A 14799-nucleotide genomic window follows, 5' to 3' on the forward strand; every position below is an offset into this window, starting at 1 on the left:
CGCGGGCGGCTGAAAACCTGACGCGCAACATGAGCCGCCATTCTCCATTAACCATCGCCATTGTTGCGAACGAGCCCTCGGGTGACCAGCTCGGCGCCCTGGTGCTGCGCGCGCTGCGCGAGCGCCGTCCGGACACCCGCTTTGTCGGCGTGGCGGGCCCCAAGATGCTGGCCGAAGGTTGCGAAACCTGGCTGCCGCTGGAGCAGCTCTCTGTGATGGGCTTCGTTGAGGTGCTAAAAGAGCTGCCGCAACTGCTGCGCCTGCGCCGTGAACTGCGTGCGAAATTGCTGGCGCTCAAGCCTGATTTGTTTCTCGGTATCGATGCGCCGGACTTCAATCTGGGCCTGGAACGCGACCTGCGCGCGGCGGGAATTCCAACCGCACATCTGGTGTGTCCAACGGTCTGGGCCTGGCGCCCTGGCCGGGTCAAGGCCATCCGCCGCGCGGTGGATTTGATGCTCAGTATCTTCCCCTTCGAGGAGGATTTTTTGCGCCAGCATCAGGTGCCAGCGCGCTATATTGGTCATCCGCTGGCCGATGACATTCCGCTCGAGGTCGATCAGGCACAGGCACGCGCCGCCATTGGCCTTCCCGCAGCTGTGTCGTCCGTGACGGAATTTGTCGTCGCGCTCTTGCCAGGCAGCCGCCTGAGCGAGGTCGAGCGCCTCGCCGATCCCTTCATTGAAACCGCGCTACAGTGTCAGCGGGAACGCCCCGGGCTGCGCTTTGTGGTGCCTCTGGTGTCAAAGCGCATTCGTGCGGTCTTTGAAGCCCGGCTGGAGCGGCTCGGGCAAGGCCGGTTTAAGCCGTTGCTACTTGACGGGCGCTCGCGCGAGGCCATTGCTGCGGCAGACATCGTACTGACGGCATCGGGCACCGCCACGCTTGAGACTCTGCTACTCAAGCGCCCGATGCTGGTCGGCTATCGCGTCAATCCCCTGACCTGGGCGCTGGTCAAAGGGCTGCGTCTGGTCAAAGTGCCCTATGCCGCCATGGCCAATCTGTTGGTGGGCCAAGAGCTGGCGCCGGAGTTTCTGCAAGAGCGCTGCAACGCCGGTGAAATGGCGCCCATGCTGCTCAGGCTGCTTGATGATGCCCCACTGCGCGAAGAGATTCAGGCCGCCTACCAGCGGGTCCATCAGCAGCTAAGACAGGACGCGGCGGCGCGCGCGGCAGATGCGCTGCTCGCGCTGATCGATGCGCCCAGGCCGGCCTGAGCGTAGGCCGTGTCGACTGTCTTGCGCATCGCTGGCGTGGATGAAGCCGGGCGCGGTCCGCTCGCCGGCCCCGTGGTGGCCGCAGCGGTAATTCTGAACCCAAATCAGCCGCTGACCGGCCTGGCCGACTCGAAAAAACTCAGCGCGACTCAGCGCGAGCATCTGGACCGGGATATTCGCGCCAGCGCGTTCGGCTATGCCATCGCTATGGTCAGCGCTGCGGACATTGATCAGGAGAATATTCTCAACGCCAGCCTAAGAGCTATGCGGGAGGCCCTGCATGCCCTGCAACCACCAGCGGATCGCGCCCTGATCGACGGCAATCGCTGCCCACGCGACCTGCGCTGCCCGGCCGAGGCCATTGTGCGCGGCGATGCCAGCGAACCGGCCATCAGCGCCGCGTCCATTCTCGCCAAGGTGGCGCGTGACCGCTTGATGCTGAAACTCGACGCCGAGTATCCGGGGTACGGCTTTGCACGCCACAAAGGCTATCCGACAAAGCGTCATCTGGAAGCCCTGCAACGCCTGGGGCCATGCCTGGAACATCGCTTGAGCTTTGCGCCAGTGCGCAAGCAAATTAAACCTGTTTAAGGTGACTTGCCACAAAGATTGTCCCGCCGGGCAACCTGCGCAGAGGCGAATTCTCTGGCCTCGTCGAGCATGCCAGGGGGAACAAGGTGTCTTCGCGCCCCCCTAAGTCGAGGTGACGGAAGTCCCTTCGCCCAAGTTGTCCTGTCCGGCCCGGTTTGAGTGTTCCGGGCTAGTGCTTTGGGAACCGTCGATGAGATTCTTTAGCGTCAGCCCTTCAGTCGCCCCGTTTGTGGCGGCCGCGATGCGGGTCTCGATGTCAGCCACCGGACCTGTCAGAGGTGCGATTGCGCCTTCTTCCTCATATTCGCGCACGGCATCGAGCACCGCCTGGATGCTGATGCGCTCTGGCGGGCGGCTGGGGATGAAACCCTCTGGGAGAGCCAGGTGATGGCTTGCGGTGCTATCCGTCGTGCGCCGAATGATCTGGGCGGTCTTCAGCATGTCGAGCAGGGTCGCGATATTGGTGCCGGGGACACCACAGGCCTTCGCCAGGGTGTCGGCATCGGGCGGCAGACGCCCGTGCTCGTAGTCGCTCGCGATGCGGCCGATCAATAACAGCGCCAAACGCTCGCGCAGGCGGTTGCTCAGGCGCGGTTCGCGTTTTTTGGTGTTCAGATAGGCGGGGTTTTGCACATAAAAGGCGATATTGGCGCCGATCAGCACAATCAGCCAGGCGATATAGATCCACATCATGAACAGGATCAAAATCGCCAGTGAGGAATAAATCGCCGCGTAACGGGTGGAGCCGGTAATAAAGGTGGCAAAAATTGAGCCCACCGTCTGCCACAGCAGCCCGGCCACCAGTGCGCCGATGATGGCCGCGCGTAGTTGCACCCGGGTGTTGGGCACATAGGCGTAGATGAAGGTGAAAGCCAGGCTGATCAGCAGGAAGGGCAGTAGCCAGGGCCACACGGAGCCGAGCAGAAAGCCCATGGCCTCGCGCTCCATCAACCATTGCACCAGCGTATTGCTGCGCAGGGAAGCCGTCGCTCCCACCGCAGAGAAAAACAGGACCGGGCCGATCAGCAGCACGCTCAGGTAATGGCTGAGGCGCTCGCCAAAGGGGCGCAGTTGTTTGATGCGCCAGGTGGCATTGAAGATTTGCTCAATCTTTTGAATCAGCGACAGTACCGAGTAGAGCAGCACCCCAATCCCGACGGAACCCAGCACCTTGACATTGGTCTTGTCGACGAAGCCGATAAGATTTTGTGCGATTTCTCCGCTCTGATCACCCAGGGGCGCCAGCGCATGCAGCAGCCAGGGCTCGATCTGATTATGTACGCCAAAGCCCTTGAGCACCGAGAAGCTGACTGCCAGCAGCGGCACCAGCGACAGCAGGGTGGTGTAGACCAGACTCATGGCCTGCAGGGACAACAGGCCCTGGTGGAAATCCCGGCCGAGGGCGAACATGACGCGCCCGATCAGCACGGCATAGCGCTGTGCGAGTGGCAGCTGCTCCAATGGCGTCTGCCACAGCAAATGCTCAAGTCTGGTGGGGACGAGCTTAAAATCGATCATGTCGCGGCGGCCGGTGGCGAGGCGCGCCCAGTTGCGCTAGCGCACCGCTGGTTCATGCGGGGGGTTCATGCGGGTGAGTCATGAACGTTAGTCATGCGCGCGCACCAGCCGCGCCTTTTCGCGCTGCCAGTCGCGGTCTTTCTCGGTCGCGCGCTTGTCGTGCAGCTTCTTGCCCTTGGCCAGGCCGATCTCGAGCTTGGCCATACCGCGCTTCCAGTACATGGCGGTGGGCACCAGGGTATAACCGGCGCGCTCGGTCTGGCCGATCAGGCGGTCGAGTTCCCCGCGCTTGAGCAGCAGCTTGCGGGTGCGCGTCGGGTCGGTGGTGACATGGGTCGAGGCGGAATTCAGGGGCGAGACATGGGCGCCGATCAAAAAGGCTTCTGCATGCAGGATCTTGACGTAGCTCTCCTTGAGCTGTGCGCGCCCTGCACGCAGGCTTTTGACTTCCCAGCCAAGCAGGCACAGCCCTGCCTCGATGCGTTGCTCGATGTGGTAGTCATGCCCGGCCTTTTTGTTCAGCGCAATGGTGTTGCTGCCGGATGATTTCTTTTTGCTGGATTTTGCCATTGGCCAAGTCTATACCAAGGGGACAGGGATTTTCGGCTTGTTTCGGGCCGGAAAGCGGTCATGGGGGGCGGGGCAGCGATAGAGCATTTCGCTCAATCCGTATAAACCGCGTGCGGCAGCCAGGTGGCCAGTTCCGGGAAAAACGACAGCGCCGCCAGCATCAGCAGCTGGATGGCGATGAAAGGCGCGACACCTTGGTAAATCTGCGAGGTGCGAAGCTCCGGGGGCGCGACACCGCGCAGGTAGAAGAGCGAGAAACCAAAGGGCGGGGTCAGGAAGGAGGTCTGCAGATTGATGGCGATCATCACGCCGAGCCACACCGGGTCGAGTCCCATCATCAGCAGCACAGGGCCGACGATGGGCACCACCACGAAGGTGATCTCGATGAAGTCCAGAATAAAGCCGAGCAGGAACATCACCACCATCACCAGCGCGACCGCGCTGACGGTGCCACCGGGCAGGTTGGTCAGGAAGTCAGTCACCAGCTCATCGCCATGAAAGCCGCGAAACACCAGCGAGAAAATAGCCGCGCCGATAAAAATCAGAAACACCATGCTGGTGACCATGGCCGTCTGCCGCACCACCTCGCGCAGAGTGGTGAGGTTGAGCTGACGTTGCTGGGCGGCCAGCAGCATGGCGCCCACGGCGCCGACGCCGGCGGCCTCGGTCGGGGTGGCAATGCCGTAGAGAATCGACCCCAGCACGGCAACAATCAGCAGCAGGGGCGGGAGCAGCACCCGCACGACTTGCAACCACAGCCCCGAGCCGCTGTGCAGCCGCTCGGCGGCCGGCATGGCCGGCATCCAGTGCGGGCGGATGACGGCGATCAACACCAGATAAGCGATGTAGGCGGCGACCAGCAACAGGCCGGGAATCAGGGCGCCGACGAACAGATCGCCGACTGAGACCGTCTTCGGCGACCAGATACCCATGTCGAGCTGTGCCTGCTGATAGGCGCTTGAGAGCACATCGCCGAGCAGCACCAGCACGATGGAGGGTGGAATGATCTGCCCCAGGGTGCCAGAGGCGCAGATGGTGCCAGCGGCCAGGCTGGGGGAATAATTTCGCTTGAGCATGGTCGGCAGTGACAAGAGCCCCATGGTCACCACGGTGGCGCCGACAATGCCGGTGCTGGCGGCAAGCAGCATGCCGACCACTGTGACCGAGATGCCCAGGCCACCACGCAGCGGGCCGAACAGCATGGCCATGGTCTCGAGCAGCTTCTCCGCCACCCGCGAGCGCTCGAGCATCACGCCCATAAACACGAAAAGCGGCACTGCGATCAGCGTCTCGTTGATCATGATGCCGTAGATGCGATTGGGCAGCGCCTCCAGAAAGGCGTGGTCGAACAGGCCGAACCATTCACCGACCAGCGCCATCAGCAGCGCGGTGCCGCCGAGCGACAGGGCCACCGGATAGCCGAGCAGCAGCACTAGGCCGACCGCCACAAAAAGCACCAGCGGCATCAGCTCAGCCATGGGGACCCCCGGCGGACTTGCCATCGCTGCTCAACGCCTGCTCGCAACCAGCCAGGAAGAGCCCGTTGCGCAGCAGCCAGACCGCGGCCTGAACCAGCAGCAGCGCGGGCATGAGCAAAATGAGCGTTTTTAGCAGCCAGACGCCGGGCAGGCCGCCGGCCTCGCGCGAGCCTTCGTGCAGCGACCAGGATGCGGCGACGTAATGGACGCTCGAGACCAGAATGAACAGGCACACTGGCACCAGCAAGAACAGCGTACCGAGCAGATCCACCCAGGCGCGCTGACGCGGCGAGAAGCGCTGGGAGTAGAAGATATCGACCCGCACATGCCCATCGCGCCCCAGGGTGTAGGCTGTGGCCAGCATAAACAGGGCGGCATGCATGTAGGTGACCGACTCCTGCATCGCGATCCAGCCCAGATCGAAGGCGTAGCGCAGCAGCACCACCAGAAAGGTCATCAGCACCATGGCCAGTGCCAGCCAGGCGACGCTTTGGCCGAGCCAGAGGTTAATCGCCTCAAGCCGGCGCGCAAGGCGCAGCAAAAAGGCTTGACCTGTCTGGGGTGGAGTTGAATCGGCCATGATGAGAGGGCTCGGTTGCAGATGACGGGCGAGCGATCGCTACCAGCTGAACAGCAGCCATTGCGGCACGGACATATTCGGCCCGGAGTCCTCCTCGCGATCAAGTGTGCCGTCCCCATTGGTGTCGAACAGGTAGTAAGACGGGCCGGTGAGTGGATCGATTTTTACCATGTAAAGCTTGCCCTTGATGCGATACTCGGTGACAACTTCGGTTTCGGTCTCGGTGATGGTCACCTCGGGCTCAATGCCTTCGCCCGGATAGGGGGAGGCTGGAATGTTTGGTGTCGGCAGGTAAAATTGGCCTGCGGGCGGCTCCTGAACCGGTTCCTGAGCCATCTCCTGAGCAGGCGTGCTTGTAACAGACACCAGCAATGCCAGCATGAGCATCAGGGCCGGGGCAAACGACAGGGTTTTCATTGGGGTCCTCTCCACCATGGGTTGCGGCGCGCGCCGATTGCAGCCGTTAATCCCGGCCATTCGCACACCATGGCTTTAGTTTATTACGGATGGCTCTTATCTTGCTGCCAAAATCTGCGGATTGCCGCAGTGAGCCGGCACCGGTTCCAGAACACCTCGGACAGATGCGACTCAGGAAACGCGCGCCATGCAAAGGGACAGACTGCTCGAGCTTGACGCCAGCCATGCCTGGCACCCCTACAGCGCCACCCGTGATCCGGACCCGGTCTATCCGGTGCGCCGCGCGCGCGGCTGCACCCTGGAGCTGACCGATGGGCGCGAGCTGATCGACGGTATGGCCTCCTGGTGGTGCGTGATTCACGGCTACAACCACCCGCGACTGAACGCTGCCGCCAAAGCGCAGCTCGATGACATGGCCCATGTGATGTTCGGCGGCCTGACCCACGCCCCAGCTATGGGGCTGGTGGAGCGTTTGGTGCGCCTGACACCGGCGCCGCTTGAACGGGTGTTTCTGTGCGATTCGGGCTCGGTCGCGGTCGAGATCGCGCTCAAAATGGCGATGCAATACTGGCACGCGCGCGGGGAGCCCAAGAAAACGCGCTTTCTCGCGCTGCGCCACGGCTACCATGGCGACACCTACCATGCCATGTCCGTCTGCGATCCGGTCACCGGCATGCATCGGCTGTTCAGCGCTTCGCTGCCGCAGCAGCTGTTCGCGCCGGCGCCTGCCCCGGCTTTTGGCGCGCCATGTCTGGACACTGATATCGCGGACTTCGCCCAACTGCTTGAGGCCCATCATCACGAACTGGCCGCAGTGATTCTTGAGCCCATAGTGCAGGGTGCCGGTGGCATGCGCTTCTACTCGGCTGACTACCTGACCCGGTTGCGTGCCCTCTGCGACCAGTACCGGGTGCTTTTGATTGCCGATGAGATCGCGACCGGCTTCGGGCGCACCGGGCGGTTGTTCGCCTGCGAGCATGCAGGCATCAGCCCGGATATCATGACCCTCGGCAAGGCGCTAACCGGCGGCTATCTGACCTCCGCCGCCACCCTGACCACCGAGGCTGTCGCAGATACCATCTCCGACGGCGCGCCCGGTGTGTTCATGCATGGCCCGACCTTTATGGGTAATCCGCTCGCCTGCGCCATCGCCAATGCCAGTATCGACCTGCTGCTTGAGGACGACTGGCAGGCCAATATCGCGCGCATTGAATCCCGTCTGCGCACCGGCCTCGCCCCTTGTCGCGACCTTCCCGGCGTGGCCGAGGTGCGGGTGCTCGGCGCCATCGGCGTGGTGGAGATGACCGAGCCGGTCCGGATGCGCGAAATCCAGCGCCGCTTCGTCGAGCAAGGCGTCTGGGTCCGCCCCTTCGGCCGCCTGGTTTATCTGATGCCGCCCTATGTGATCTCCGACGAGGAGCTCGACCACCTGTGCAATGCCATGGTCAAGGTGCTCGCCCCCAGCTCTAACCACTAACCACTGACTGCTAGCCAGAAACGACATGACCACAGACACCTGCCCCAGTTATCGCTTTCGGCTATCATGACGCCGTATGAATTCTGATCTTATCGAGCAGTCACAACCATGCGGGAAGCGTTGAGCCCGTCTGCCTTCGTCTGGCCGGTGCGGGTCTATTACGAGGACACCGACGCCGGTGGTCTGGTGTATCACGCCAACTACCTGCGCTTTTTCGAGCGCGCACGCACCGAATGGCTGCGCGCACTTGGCTATGAGCAGGACCAACTGCGCGAGGACGAAGACCTGCTGTTCGTCGCGCGCCGCGCCGAGATCCGCTTTCAGCACCCGGCGCGTTTTAACGACGCCCTGCTGGTGAGCGCGAGCATCTCCGCGCACGGCGGCGCCAGCATCGATTTCGACCAAGACATTCGTCGCCAGGCAGATGGCCAGCTGTGTTGCAGCGCGACCTTCAATATTGCCGCGATCAGTGCCGCGCGCCAGCGGCCCAAGCGGATACCGCAGCCGCTGCTTGCCCAGCTTTTTTCCCAACCTTCCGCCCAGCCTTCCGCCCAACCTTTCGCCCAACCTTCTGGCCAACATTCCGGAGAGACCGCCCATGGGCTCTGAGCTTTCGCTGTTTAATCTGTTCGTCAATGCCGGTTTGACGGTGAAACTGATCCTGCTGATCTTGTTGATGGCCTCGGTGCTGTCCTGGATGATCATTTTTGATCGCTCGCGGGTGCTGAAACGGGCCCGCCAAGCGGCTGAAATTTTCGAACATCGCTTTTGGTCCGGTGGCGATCTGAGCGCGCTTTACCGCGATCTTGGCCAGAGCGAGGTCAGCAGTTCGGGACTCGCGTCCATTTTTCGCGCCGGCTTCAAGGAATACGTGCGGCTGCGCAAAATTGAACCAGACGACACCATGGCGGTCATCGCCGGTGCCGAGCGTTCCATGCGGGTCGCCCTGAGCCGGGAGATGGACCGGCTCGACGCCAACCTGTCTGTCCTTGCCACCATCGGTTCCATCGGCCCCTACATCGGCCTGTTCGGTACGGTCTGGGGCACCATGAATGCCTTCTATGCCCTTGGCAATCTGCAACAGGCCACCCTGGCCGTGGTCGCTCCTGGCATCTCTGAGGCACTCATTTCCACCGCCGTCGGGCTTTTTGCTGCCATTCCGGCGGTGGTCGGCTTCAACCGCTATGTCGATCAGGTCGAGCGCATGCACAATCGTTACGAGGAGTTCATGGAGGAATTCTCCACCCTGTTGCAGCGCCAAGGCCATCAATAGATCGCCGGCAATACCGCCAGCCTGGCTGACTCCACACCGAGGCCAAGATGAAGCGCAAAGACCGCCGCAACCGCCGCCGGCCCATGGCCGAGATCAACGTGGTGCCATACATCGACGTGATGCTGGTGCTGCTGGTCATCTTTATGGTCACGGCACCTCTGATCAGCCAGGGTGTCAAACTCGACTTGCCTCAGGCCCAGGCCAAACCGCAGCCATCTGAAGATAACCCGCCCCTGGTGATCCATATCGATCAAAGCGGCGACATTTATCTCGATCTTGGCGATGCCAGCCCTGAGCAAGTGGACCAGCAACAGCTTTTTGAGCGGCTGGAAGGCGCGTTGCGTGCCGACGCAGAGCTGAAAGTCATGCTGCGTGCGGATGAGTCCGTGTCCTACGGGCGCATTATCGATGCCATGGTTGCCGCTCAGGCCGCCGGTGCTCCCAGCGTGGGACTGGTAACCCAGCCACCGCTTGAGGAGACACCCTAAGGCTCATGGTCCCGGCTACCCCGGACAATGCAACGGCTGTGACAGGGTAGACGGGCCGTCATGTGGCAAATTTTTGAACGCAATCCGCGCGCCTTTTTGTGGGCGCTTCTGCTGCATCTGGCGCTGGCGATCCTCATCTTTAGCAGCATCGCCTGGACGCGTGGCGATCAGCACTCTGGCGCGCAGGGAAACCTGATCGATTCCAGCCTGAGTTTGTCGCCCGAGTTGCAGGATCGGGTCGCCCAGTTGCGTGACCCACAGGCTTTCCGGATCGCGCAGGAGGATGAACGCCAGCGCCAAGAGGACAAGCGCATCCAAGCCGAAGAGGAAGCCCGTCAGGCTGCAGCGGCGGCTGAGGCTGAACGCCAGCGGCAGGCCGAACAGGAATCGCGACGTCGGGCTGCGATCGAGGCCGAACGCCAGGCAGAACGCGATGCGGCGCGCGAAGCCCAGCGCCAGGTCGAGCTGCAGGCCCGGCGCGAAGCTGAACGTGAGGCGCGTGTGCAAGCTGAACTGGAAGCCCAGCGCCAAGCCGAGCTTGAAGTGCAGCGCAGGGCAGAAGAAACTGCGCAACGCCAAGCCGAAGAACAAGCCCAGCGCGAGGCCAAGGAACAAGCTCAGCGTGAAGCCGAAGAACAAGCCCAGCGCGAGGCAGAAGAACAGGCTCAACGCGAAGCCGAAGAACAAGCCAAACGCGAAGCCGAGGAGCAGGCTCAACGCGAGGCTGAGGAGCAAGCCCGCAGCCAAGCCGCCGCCGCAGCCGCGCGCGCCCAGCAACTCGCGAACGAATGGGTACCCAGAATCAGCGCTAAGGTGGCACAATTCTGGATCCGGCCGCAATCGCTCCAGGTCCAGGTCTCGACCCTGGTCCGCCTGCAACTGAATCCGGGCGGTGAGGTGGTGCCCGGCAGTGTCAAAGTCATCGAAAGCAGCGGCTATCCGGCCTTTGATACCTCGGTGGTTCGCGCCATCATGGACGCCTCACCGCTGCCAGTGCCCGATGGTGATGACTTCAAGGTGTTCAAAGACTTCGATTTTCGCTTCAAACCTTAGGAATCCGCGATTATGCCGCGCATCGTCTCCCTTCTGCTGCTTTGCCTCCTAAGCCTCCCGGCCCAGGCGCGTCTGACCATCGAGATCACTGGCGGCGTCGAGGGCGCGCAACCCATCGCCGTGGTGCCCTTCGGCCAGGTCGAGGGTACCGTGCCCGGTGTCGACATCGCCAGCGTCATCGCCGCCGACCTTGCCCGCACCGGGCGCTTCAAGCCCATGCCGACGCGCGAGATGCTGATGACGCCGCATCGCGCGGAGGAGGTCGACTTCCGTGAATGGGAGCTGTTGGCCACCAACAATTTGGTGATTGGCGAGGTCAGCCAGGCCGCGAGCGGCGGCTATCGTGTCGACTACAGCCTGTACGATGTCTTCGGCGGCAAGAAACTGCTCGGCAGCAGCCTGCAGAGCAGCGAGCAGGGGCTGCGCCTGACCGCGCACCGCATCGCCGATGCCATCTACGAAAAACTCACCGGCGACCGGGGCGTCTTCTCCACCCGCATCGCCTATGTCACCTCCACCGGGCGCGGCACCTCGAGCGAGCGTGTCACCCTGCGCGTCGCCGATGCCGACGGCTTCAACCCCCAGACCATCGTCGACTCGCCCGACCCCATCATGTCACCCGCCTGGTCGCCGGACGGACGCAAGCTCGCCTATGTCTCCTTTGAGAACCGCCGCTCATCGATCTATGTCCAGGAGCTGGCCAGCGGCCGCCGCGACAAGATCGCCAGCTATCCAGGCATCAATGGCTCACCGGCCTTCTCCCCGGATGGCAGCCGCATGGCCATGACGCTGTCGAAGGACGGCAATCCGGATGTTTATGTCATGAACCTTGCCAGCCGCCAACTCACGCGCCTGACCGACCACTACGCCATCGACACCGAGCCAGCCTGGTCCCCGGACGGCGGCACCATCTACTTCACCAGTGACCGCGGAGGCCAGCCGCAGATCTATCGTGTCTCCGCCAGCGGTGGTGCGGCCGAGCGGGTCAGCTTTGAAGGTGACTACAACGCCGCCGCCCAAGTCGCGCCCAATGGTCGCTCCCTGGCACTGGTCACCCGCACGGGTGGCAGCTTCCGTATCGCGGTCGATCAGCTTGGCGGCGGCCGTCGTCTGCTGAGCAACGGGCCCCTGGATGAATCCCCCAGTTTCGCGCCCAATGGGAGCATGGTAATTTATGCCTCTCAGAACAACGGCCGCGGGGTGCTCGCCGTGGCCCCCATCGCCGGCGGCTCTGGCCAGCGCCTCACGCAAGACGCGGGTGAGGTGCGCGAGCCGGCCTGGTCACCTTTCCTGCGCTGACACGCGCCCCTTGTCTGCCCGGCTGATCCACCCGGCGCCTTATCACCAACCGGAGTAATGCGTGAATAAACCGCTGATTGGCTTGCTAGCCAGCTTGCTGCTGACCCCTTTACTCAGCGGCTGTCCCTCGACGCCGACGCAGCCCGATACCGGGCTAACTGGCGCGGAGCTTGATGCCATGGGCCGCGGGGCCTCAACCTCGGGCATCAATGACCGCCGCGGCTCGCCGCTGGATGATCCATCGAGCCCCTTGTATCAACGTGTCATTTATTTTTCCTACGACGCCGCGGCCGTCGATCCAAAATACGCCAATCTGCTGCGCGCGCACGCGGACTACCTCGCTCGCAATGGCGATGCCTCCGTGGTGCTGGAAGGGCACACCGACGAGCGCGGCACGCGCGAATACAACCTCGCCTTGGGTGAGCGTCGTGCCGAGGCGGTGCGCAGCTTCTTGATGGCCGAGGGCGTGCCGGCGCAGAAAATTCGCACCCTCAGCTACGGTGAGGAACGCCCGGCGGAAATCGGCAGTGGCGATCGTGCCTATTCGCTGTCGCGGCGCGTTGAGTTGGTCTACTAAGACGGCGGCGAGCGTTTCTAAACAACCCGGCATTGCGATCCAAAGACCGAACGATGATCTGGAATCGCGATATCCTGATCACAGGCGAGCAGACTAAGGGAGCAGGATCATGAGCCTTCACGCCTTGGGACGATTGGGCATCTTCGCCCTGTGCGCGCTGGTTAGCAGCGGAGTCAGCGCCGACCCGCAGCTTGAGGCGCGGGTTGCCAAGCTTGAGCGCATGGTCAGCGACCAGCGACAGTCTGATCTGCTGCTACAGATTCAGCAGCTCCAGAAGGAAGTCCAGGACCTGCGCGGCATGGTCGAAAAGCAGCAGTTTCTGCTCCGCCAGCAAGAGCGCGGAAAAGAGCAGCTGCAAGGTCCCGGGTCGGGCCAAATCCCCGACAGCAATAACGCTCTCCTGGAGCGCGCAGTACCCGGGCAGCGGCTGTCACCCTCTCCCTCAGGCCTGCCACCGGCACCCGGTTTGCCAGCCCGGCCGTCCCTGTCGGATGGGCCGACTGGATTATCGGACCCGATGAACCAGCTCGGGCTGGGGGCAACTCCAGGCGCCGGCACGCAACTGCAATTGACACCCGAGGACACCGTGCTGCCGGCGCTCCCCGCGCCGGAAACCCAGAATGCCGGCGAGCGCGACGCGTATCGCCAAGCCTTTGAGCATCTCAAGGAACGCAACTACGAGGCGGCCCGCGTGGCCTTCGAGGGACTGTTGACACAGTATCCGCGCGGTGATTTTGCCGACAACAGTCTCTATTGGCTGGGCGAGATCAGCTACCAGGACAAGGATTATCCCGAAGCGCGCGCGTCTTTCGAACAGCTGATTCAGGACTACCCCTCCAGTCCCAAGGTGCCAGGTGCGATGCTGAAACTCGGCTATCTCGACTCGGACCTGGGAAACATCGAGCAGGCGCGCATCATGCTGCAAGCCGTTGTGCGTCGATTCCCAGATACCGCCGAAGGCCGCCTCGCCGCCAAACGCCTGTCAGAGATAACCCAGCTTGGCGCGCCCGGAGTGAGCGGACGCTGAGACGAGGAACCGCTGCATGGGTGCTCATCGCAATTAGACGATGACAACCCGCAAGCGCAAGGTTAAAATACCCGATTCCGGCTGAGTGGCAGAGTGGTTATGCAGCGGCCTGCAAAGCCGTGTACCTCGGTTCGATTCCGGGCTCAGCCTCCATCATCGCTCCCAACGCTAAGCTGCAAAGGGCCGCAAGCGCGGACTCGCCATCGTGGCAAAACGCACAAAACGGCCTGCCCGCAGCCAGCCGCAATCCCACCGCTGCTACTCCAGCAGACTCGCCCCACCCCACTCCTGCCCGGGTGGCGGAATTGGTAGACGCAAGGGACTTAAAATCCCTCGGCTTTTGCTGTGCGGGTTCGAGTCCCGCCCCGGGCACCACTTCAGAATCAATCGCTTAGGCGATACCGGCCGGAAGAGGCTCTGGGCGCTCGCGCTATCTGAGCCCAATCTGAGCCCACAACCCTAAAAAACCGGTCTATACTGGTCCAGCGCCGACCAAGCCCGCGATGCGAGCAGGAAGCCGCCAGCGCGATCCTTAGCCGGCTGCGCTTAAGTGCCCGGACAGGCTGGCCAGTGCCGGGATGATGCTCATGCTGATGAGAAAGGATGTGCCCAGCGCGAGAATTGCCGCCGTGGCGATCGGCCCCGATAAAGCCCCCGGCATGGTCACCGTCTGTCCCGCATAACAGGCGATGCAGTCGCGCAGTGCTTGCCTCCATCGGGCAATTTTCCCTTCAAACGTGTGCTTCGGTCTCCTGAAGCTAGCGGTCTATATCCCGAAACAATTCCAGCACCTGCTCATAGGTGATACTCATCTCAAGCCACCTCGAAATCGTTGAAAATACAATGAGTTTAGGTGTCAAGTCTCGAACGGTAAGGGCGTTTCACAAAAGGGGCTGACCGTCGCGCGCAAGATCGGCTGTTATCCGTGCGCGGCTTCCGACAAAACCTGCGCCGCCCACTGATTGATGCTCGTGCCCGCCACCTCAGCAGCGACCGCTACCGCCGCATGGACATCGGGATCGACCCGTAGCAGCAATTTTCCCGAATAGGGTTTCTGCGCCGACCGGTAACCCACAAAAGCCCCCAGAGCATCAGCGCGCCAGAGGTCAAGCGCAGGCTGGTGAAGCTGGCGGGATCGGTCCCGGTATCCCGCAAGGCCGCCCGACATAGCCAGGAATTCGCCGCTAGCGGAATCATGGCGAAGGCTGTCAGCGCAATCAGGCGACCTTTCGAC

Annotated in this window: 17 protein-coding genes and 2 tRNA genes; 12 read left to right on the forward strand and 7 right to left on the reverse strand. The window is 62.6% G+C overall.

All coding sequences use genetic code 11. The features are described from left to right. Positions 1–29: 29 nt before the first annotated feature. Positions 30–1217, forward strand: a complete 1188-nt coding sequence (gene lpxB / locus Thiosp_RS03275) for a lipid-A-disaccharide synthase (protein ID WP_201066035.1) — start codon at positions 30–32, stop codon at positions 1215–1217. Positions 1218–1226: 9 nt separating this feature from the next. Next, positions 1227–1808, forward strand: a complete 582-nt coding sequence (gene rnhB / locus Thiosp_RS03280) for a ribonuclease HII (protein ID WP_201066033.1) — start codon at positions 1227–1229, stop codon at positions 1806–1808. 102 nt (positions 1809–1910) lie between these two features. Here the strand turns inward: rnhB and Thiosp_RS03285 are convergent, their stop codons facing one another. The 5 genes from Thiosp_RS03285 to Thiosp_RS03305 form a co-directional block, all read right to left on the reverse strand. Beyond that, positions 1911–3326, reverse strand: coding sequence for a YihY/virulence factor BrkB family protein (locus Thiosp_RS03285; protein ID WP_201066031.1), 1416 nt, complete (start codon positions 3324–3326; stop codon positions 1911–1913). Between the two features lie 87 nt (positions 3327–3413). Beyond that, entirely contained in the window at positions 3414–3896 is a 483-nt protein-coding gene (smpB, locus tag Thiosp_RS03290) for an SsrA-binding protein SmpB (RefSeq protein ID WP_009150356.1), read from the reverse strand. Between the two features lie 92 nt (positions 3897–3988). After that, positions 3989–5374 (reverse strand): TRAP transporter large permease, encoded by a 1386-nt coding sequence (locus Thiosp_RS03295; RefSeq protein ID WP_201066029.1) that lies wholly within the window; start codon positions 5372–5374, stop codon positions 3989–3991. Further along, a complete protein-coding gene (locus Thiosp_RS03300; RefSeq protein WP_201066027.1) occupies positions 5367–5954 on the reverse strand; it encodes a TRAP transporter small permease subunit in 588 nt (195 codons plus the stop codon). The genes Thiosp_RS03295 and Thiosp_RS03300 overlap by 8 nt, the downstream gene beginning before the upstream one ends. 39 nt (positions 5955–5993) lie before the next feature. Beyond that, a complete protein-coding gene (locus tag Thiosp_RS03305; protein ID WP_201066025.1) occupies positions 5994–6371 on the reverse strand; it encodes a DUF2782 domain-containing protein in 378 nt (125 codons plus the stop codon). Positions 6372–6558: 187 nt separating this feature from the next. On the opposite strand from Thiosp_RS03305, the gene bioA reads away from it, so the two are divergent. From bioA to Thiosp_RS03355, 10 genes are all read left to right on the forward strand, one after another. Next, positions 6559–7848: an adenosylmethionine--8-amino-7-oxononanoate transaminase gene (gene bioA / locus Thiosp_RS03310; protein WP_201066022.1), complete on the forward strand. Its 1290-nt coding sequence runs from the start codon at positions 6559–6561 to the stop codon at positions 7846–7848. Between the two features lie 108 nt (positions 7849–7956). After that, on the forward strand, positions 7957–8457 hold the full coding sequence (gene ybgC, locus Thiosp_RS03315) for a tol-pal system-associated acyl-CoA thioesterase (protein WP_201066020.1): 501 nt from the start codon (positions 7957–7959) through the stop codon (positions 8455–8457). Beyond that, a complete protein-coding gene (tolQ, locus tag Thiosp_RS03320; RefSeq protein WP_201066018.1) occupies positions 8447–9121 on the forward strand; it encodes a protein TolQ in 675 nt (224 codons plus the stop codon). Before ybgC ends, tolQ begins: the two co-directional genes overlap by 11 nt. A gap of 47 nt (positions 9122–9168) precedes the next feature. Next, entirely contained in the window at positions 9169–9609 is a 441-nt protein-coding gene (gene tolR, locus Thiosp_RS03325) for a protein TolR (protein ID WP_201066016.1), read from the forward strand. Positions 9610–9669: 60 nt separating this feature from the next. Beyond that, positions 9670–10662 (forward strand): cell envelope integrity protein TolA, encoded by a 993-nt coding sequence (gene tolA / locus Thiosp_RS03330; RefSeq protein ID WP_201066014.1) that lies wholly within the window; start codon positions 9670–9672, stop codon positions 10660–10662. Between the two features lie 12 nt (positions 10663–10674). After that, complete coding sequence (tolB, locus tag Thiosp_RS03335; RefSeq protein ID WP_201066012.1) at positions 10675–11961, forward strand: Tol-Pal system beta propeller repeat protein TolB; 1287 nt, start codon at positions 10675–10677, stop codon at positions 11959–11961. A 61-nt stretch (positions 11962–12022) separates the two neighbouring features. Next, positions 12023–12538 carry a peptidoglycan-associated lipoprotein Pal gene (gene pal / locus Thiosp_RS03340; RefSeq protein ID WP_323696821.1) on the forward strand — a complete coding sequence of 172 codons (516 nt, stop codon included), beginning with the start codon at positions 12023–12025 and terminating at the stop codon, positions 12536–12538. 109 nt (positions 12539–12647) lie between these two features. Then, entirely contained in the window at positions 12648–13565 is a 918-nt protein-coding gene (gene ybgF / locus Thiosp_RS03345) for a tol-pal system protein YbgF (RefSeq protein ID WP_201066010.1), read from the forward strand. A gap of 79 nt (positions 13566–13644) precedes the next feature. After that, positions 13645–13718 (forward strand) — tRNA-Cys (locus Thiosp_RS03350). A gap of 137 nt (positions 13719–13855) precedes the next feature. Next, positions 13856–13940 (forward strand) — tRNA-Leu (locus Thiosp_RS03355). Positions 13941–14097: 157 nt separating this feature from the next. Here Thiosp_RS03355 and Thiosp_RS03360 read toward each other — a convergent pair. Next, positions 14098–14226, reverse strand: coding sequence for a hypothetical protein (locus Thiosp_RS03360; protein WP_274607915.1), 129 nt, complete (start codon positions 14224–14226; stop codon positions 14098–14100). A gap of 258 nt (positions 14227–14484) precedes the next feature. Next, on the reverse strand, positions 14485–14733 hold the full coding sequence (locus Thiosp_RS24650; RefSeq protein WP_201066008.1) for a toxin-antitoxin system HicB family antitoxin: 249 nt from the start codon (positions 14731–14733) through the stop codon (positions 14485–14487). Positions 14734–14799: the final 66 nt, after the last annotated feature.

It is taken from the genome of Thiorhodovibrio litoralis, from assembly GCF_033954455.1.
Taxonomy (GTDB): domain Bacteria; phylum Pseudomonadota; class Gammaproteobacteria; order Chromatiales; family Chromatiaceae; genus Thiorhodovibrio; species Thiorhodovibrio litoralis.

What these genes read in the sequence shown, in the direction of transcription:
- ybgC (WP_201066020.1), top strand. Translation starts at nt 7,957, where the DNA reads ATGCGGGAAGCGTTGAGCCCGTCTGCCTTCGTCTGGCCGGTGCGGGTC.
- bioA (WP_201066022.1), top strand. Translation starts at nt 6,559, where the DNA reads ATGCAAAGGGACAGACTGCTCGAGCTTGACGCCAGCCATGCCTGGCAC.
- ybgF (WP_201066010.1), top strand. Translation starts at nt 12,648, where the DNA reads ATGAGCCTTCACGCCTTGGGACGATTGGGCATCTTCGCCCTGTGCGCG.
- Thiosp_RS03305 (WP_201066025.1), bottom strand. Translation starts at nt 6,371, where the DNA reads ATGAAAACCCTGTCGTTTGCCCCGGCCCTGATGCTCATGCTGGCATTG.
- tolR (WP_201066016.1), top strand. Translation starts at nt 9,169, where the DNA reads ATGAAGCGCAAAGACCGCCGCAACCGCCGCCGGCCCATGGCCGAGATC.
- Thiosp_RS03285 (WP_201066031.1), bottom strand. Translation starts at nt 3,326, where the DNA reads ATGATCGATTTTAAGCTCGTCCCCACCAGACTTGAGCATTTGCTGTGG.
- tolB (WP_201066012.1), top strand. Translation starts at nt 10,675, where the DNA reads ATGCCGCGCATCGTCTCCCTTCTGCTGCTTTGCCTCCTAAGCCTCCCG.
- Thiosp_RS03300 (WP_201066027.1), bottom strand. Translation starts at nt 5,954, where the DNA reads ATGGCCGATTCAACTCCACCCCAGACAGGTCAAGCCTTTTTGCTGCGC.
- Thiosp_RS03295 (WP_201066029.1), bottom strand. Translation starts at nt 5,374, where the DNA reads ATGGCTGAGCTGATGCCGCTGGTGCTTTTTGTGGCGGTCGGCCTAGTG.
- lpxB (WP_201066035.1), top strand. Translation starts at nt 30, where the DNA reads ATGAGCCGCCATTCTCCATTAACCATCGCCATTGTTGCGAACGAGCCC.
- tolQ (WP_201066018.1), top strand. Translation starts at nt 8,447, where the DNA reads ATGGGCTCTGAGCTTTCGCTGTTTAATCTGTTCGTCAATGCCGGTTTG.
- tolA (WP_201066014.1), top strand. Translation starts at nt 9,670, where the DNA reads ATGTGGCAAATTTTTGAACGCAATCCGCGCGCCTTTTTGTGGGCGCTT.
- smpB (WP_009150356.1), bottom strand. Translation starts at nt 3,896, where the DNA reads ATGGCAAAATCCAGCAAAAAGAAATCATCCGGCAGCAACACCATTGCG.
- Thiosp_RS03360 (WP_274607915.1), bottom strand. Translation starts at nt 14,226, where the DNA reads ATGCCGGGGGCTTTATCGGGGCCGATCGCCACGGCGGCAATTCTCGCG.
- Thiosp_RS24650 (WP_201066008.1), bottom strand. Translation starts at nt 14,733, where the DNA reads ATGTCGGGCGGCCTTGCGGGATACCGGGACCGATCCCGCCAGCTTCAC.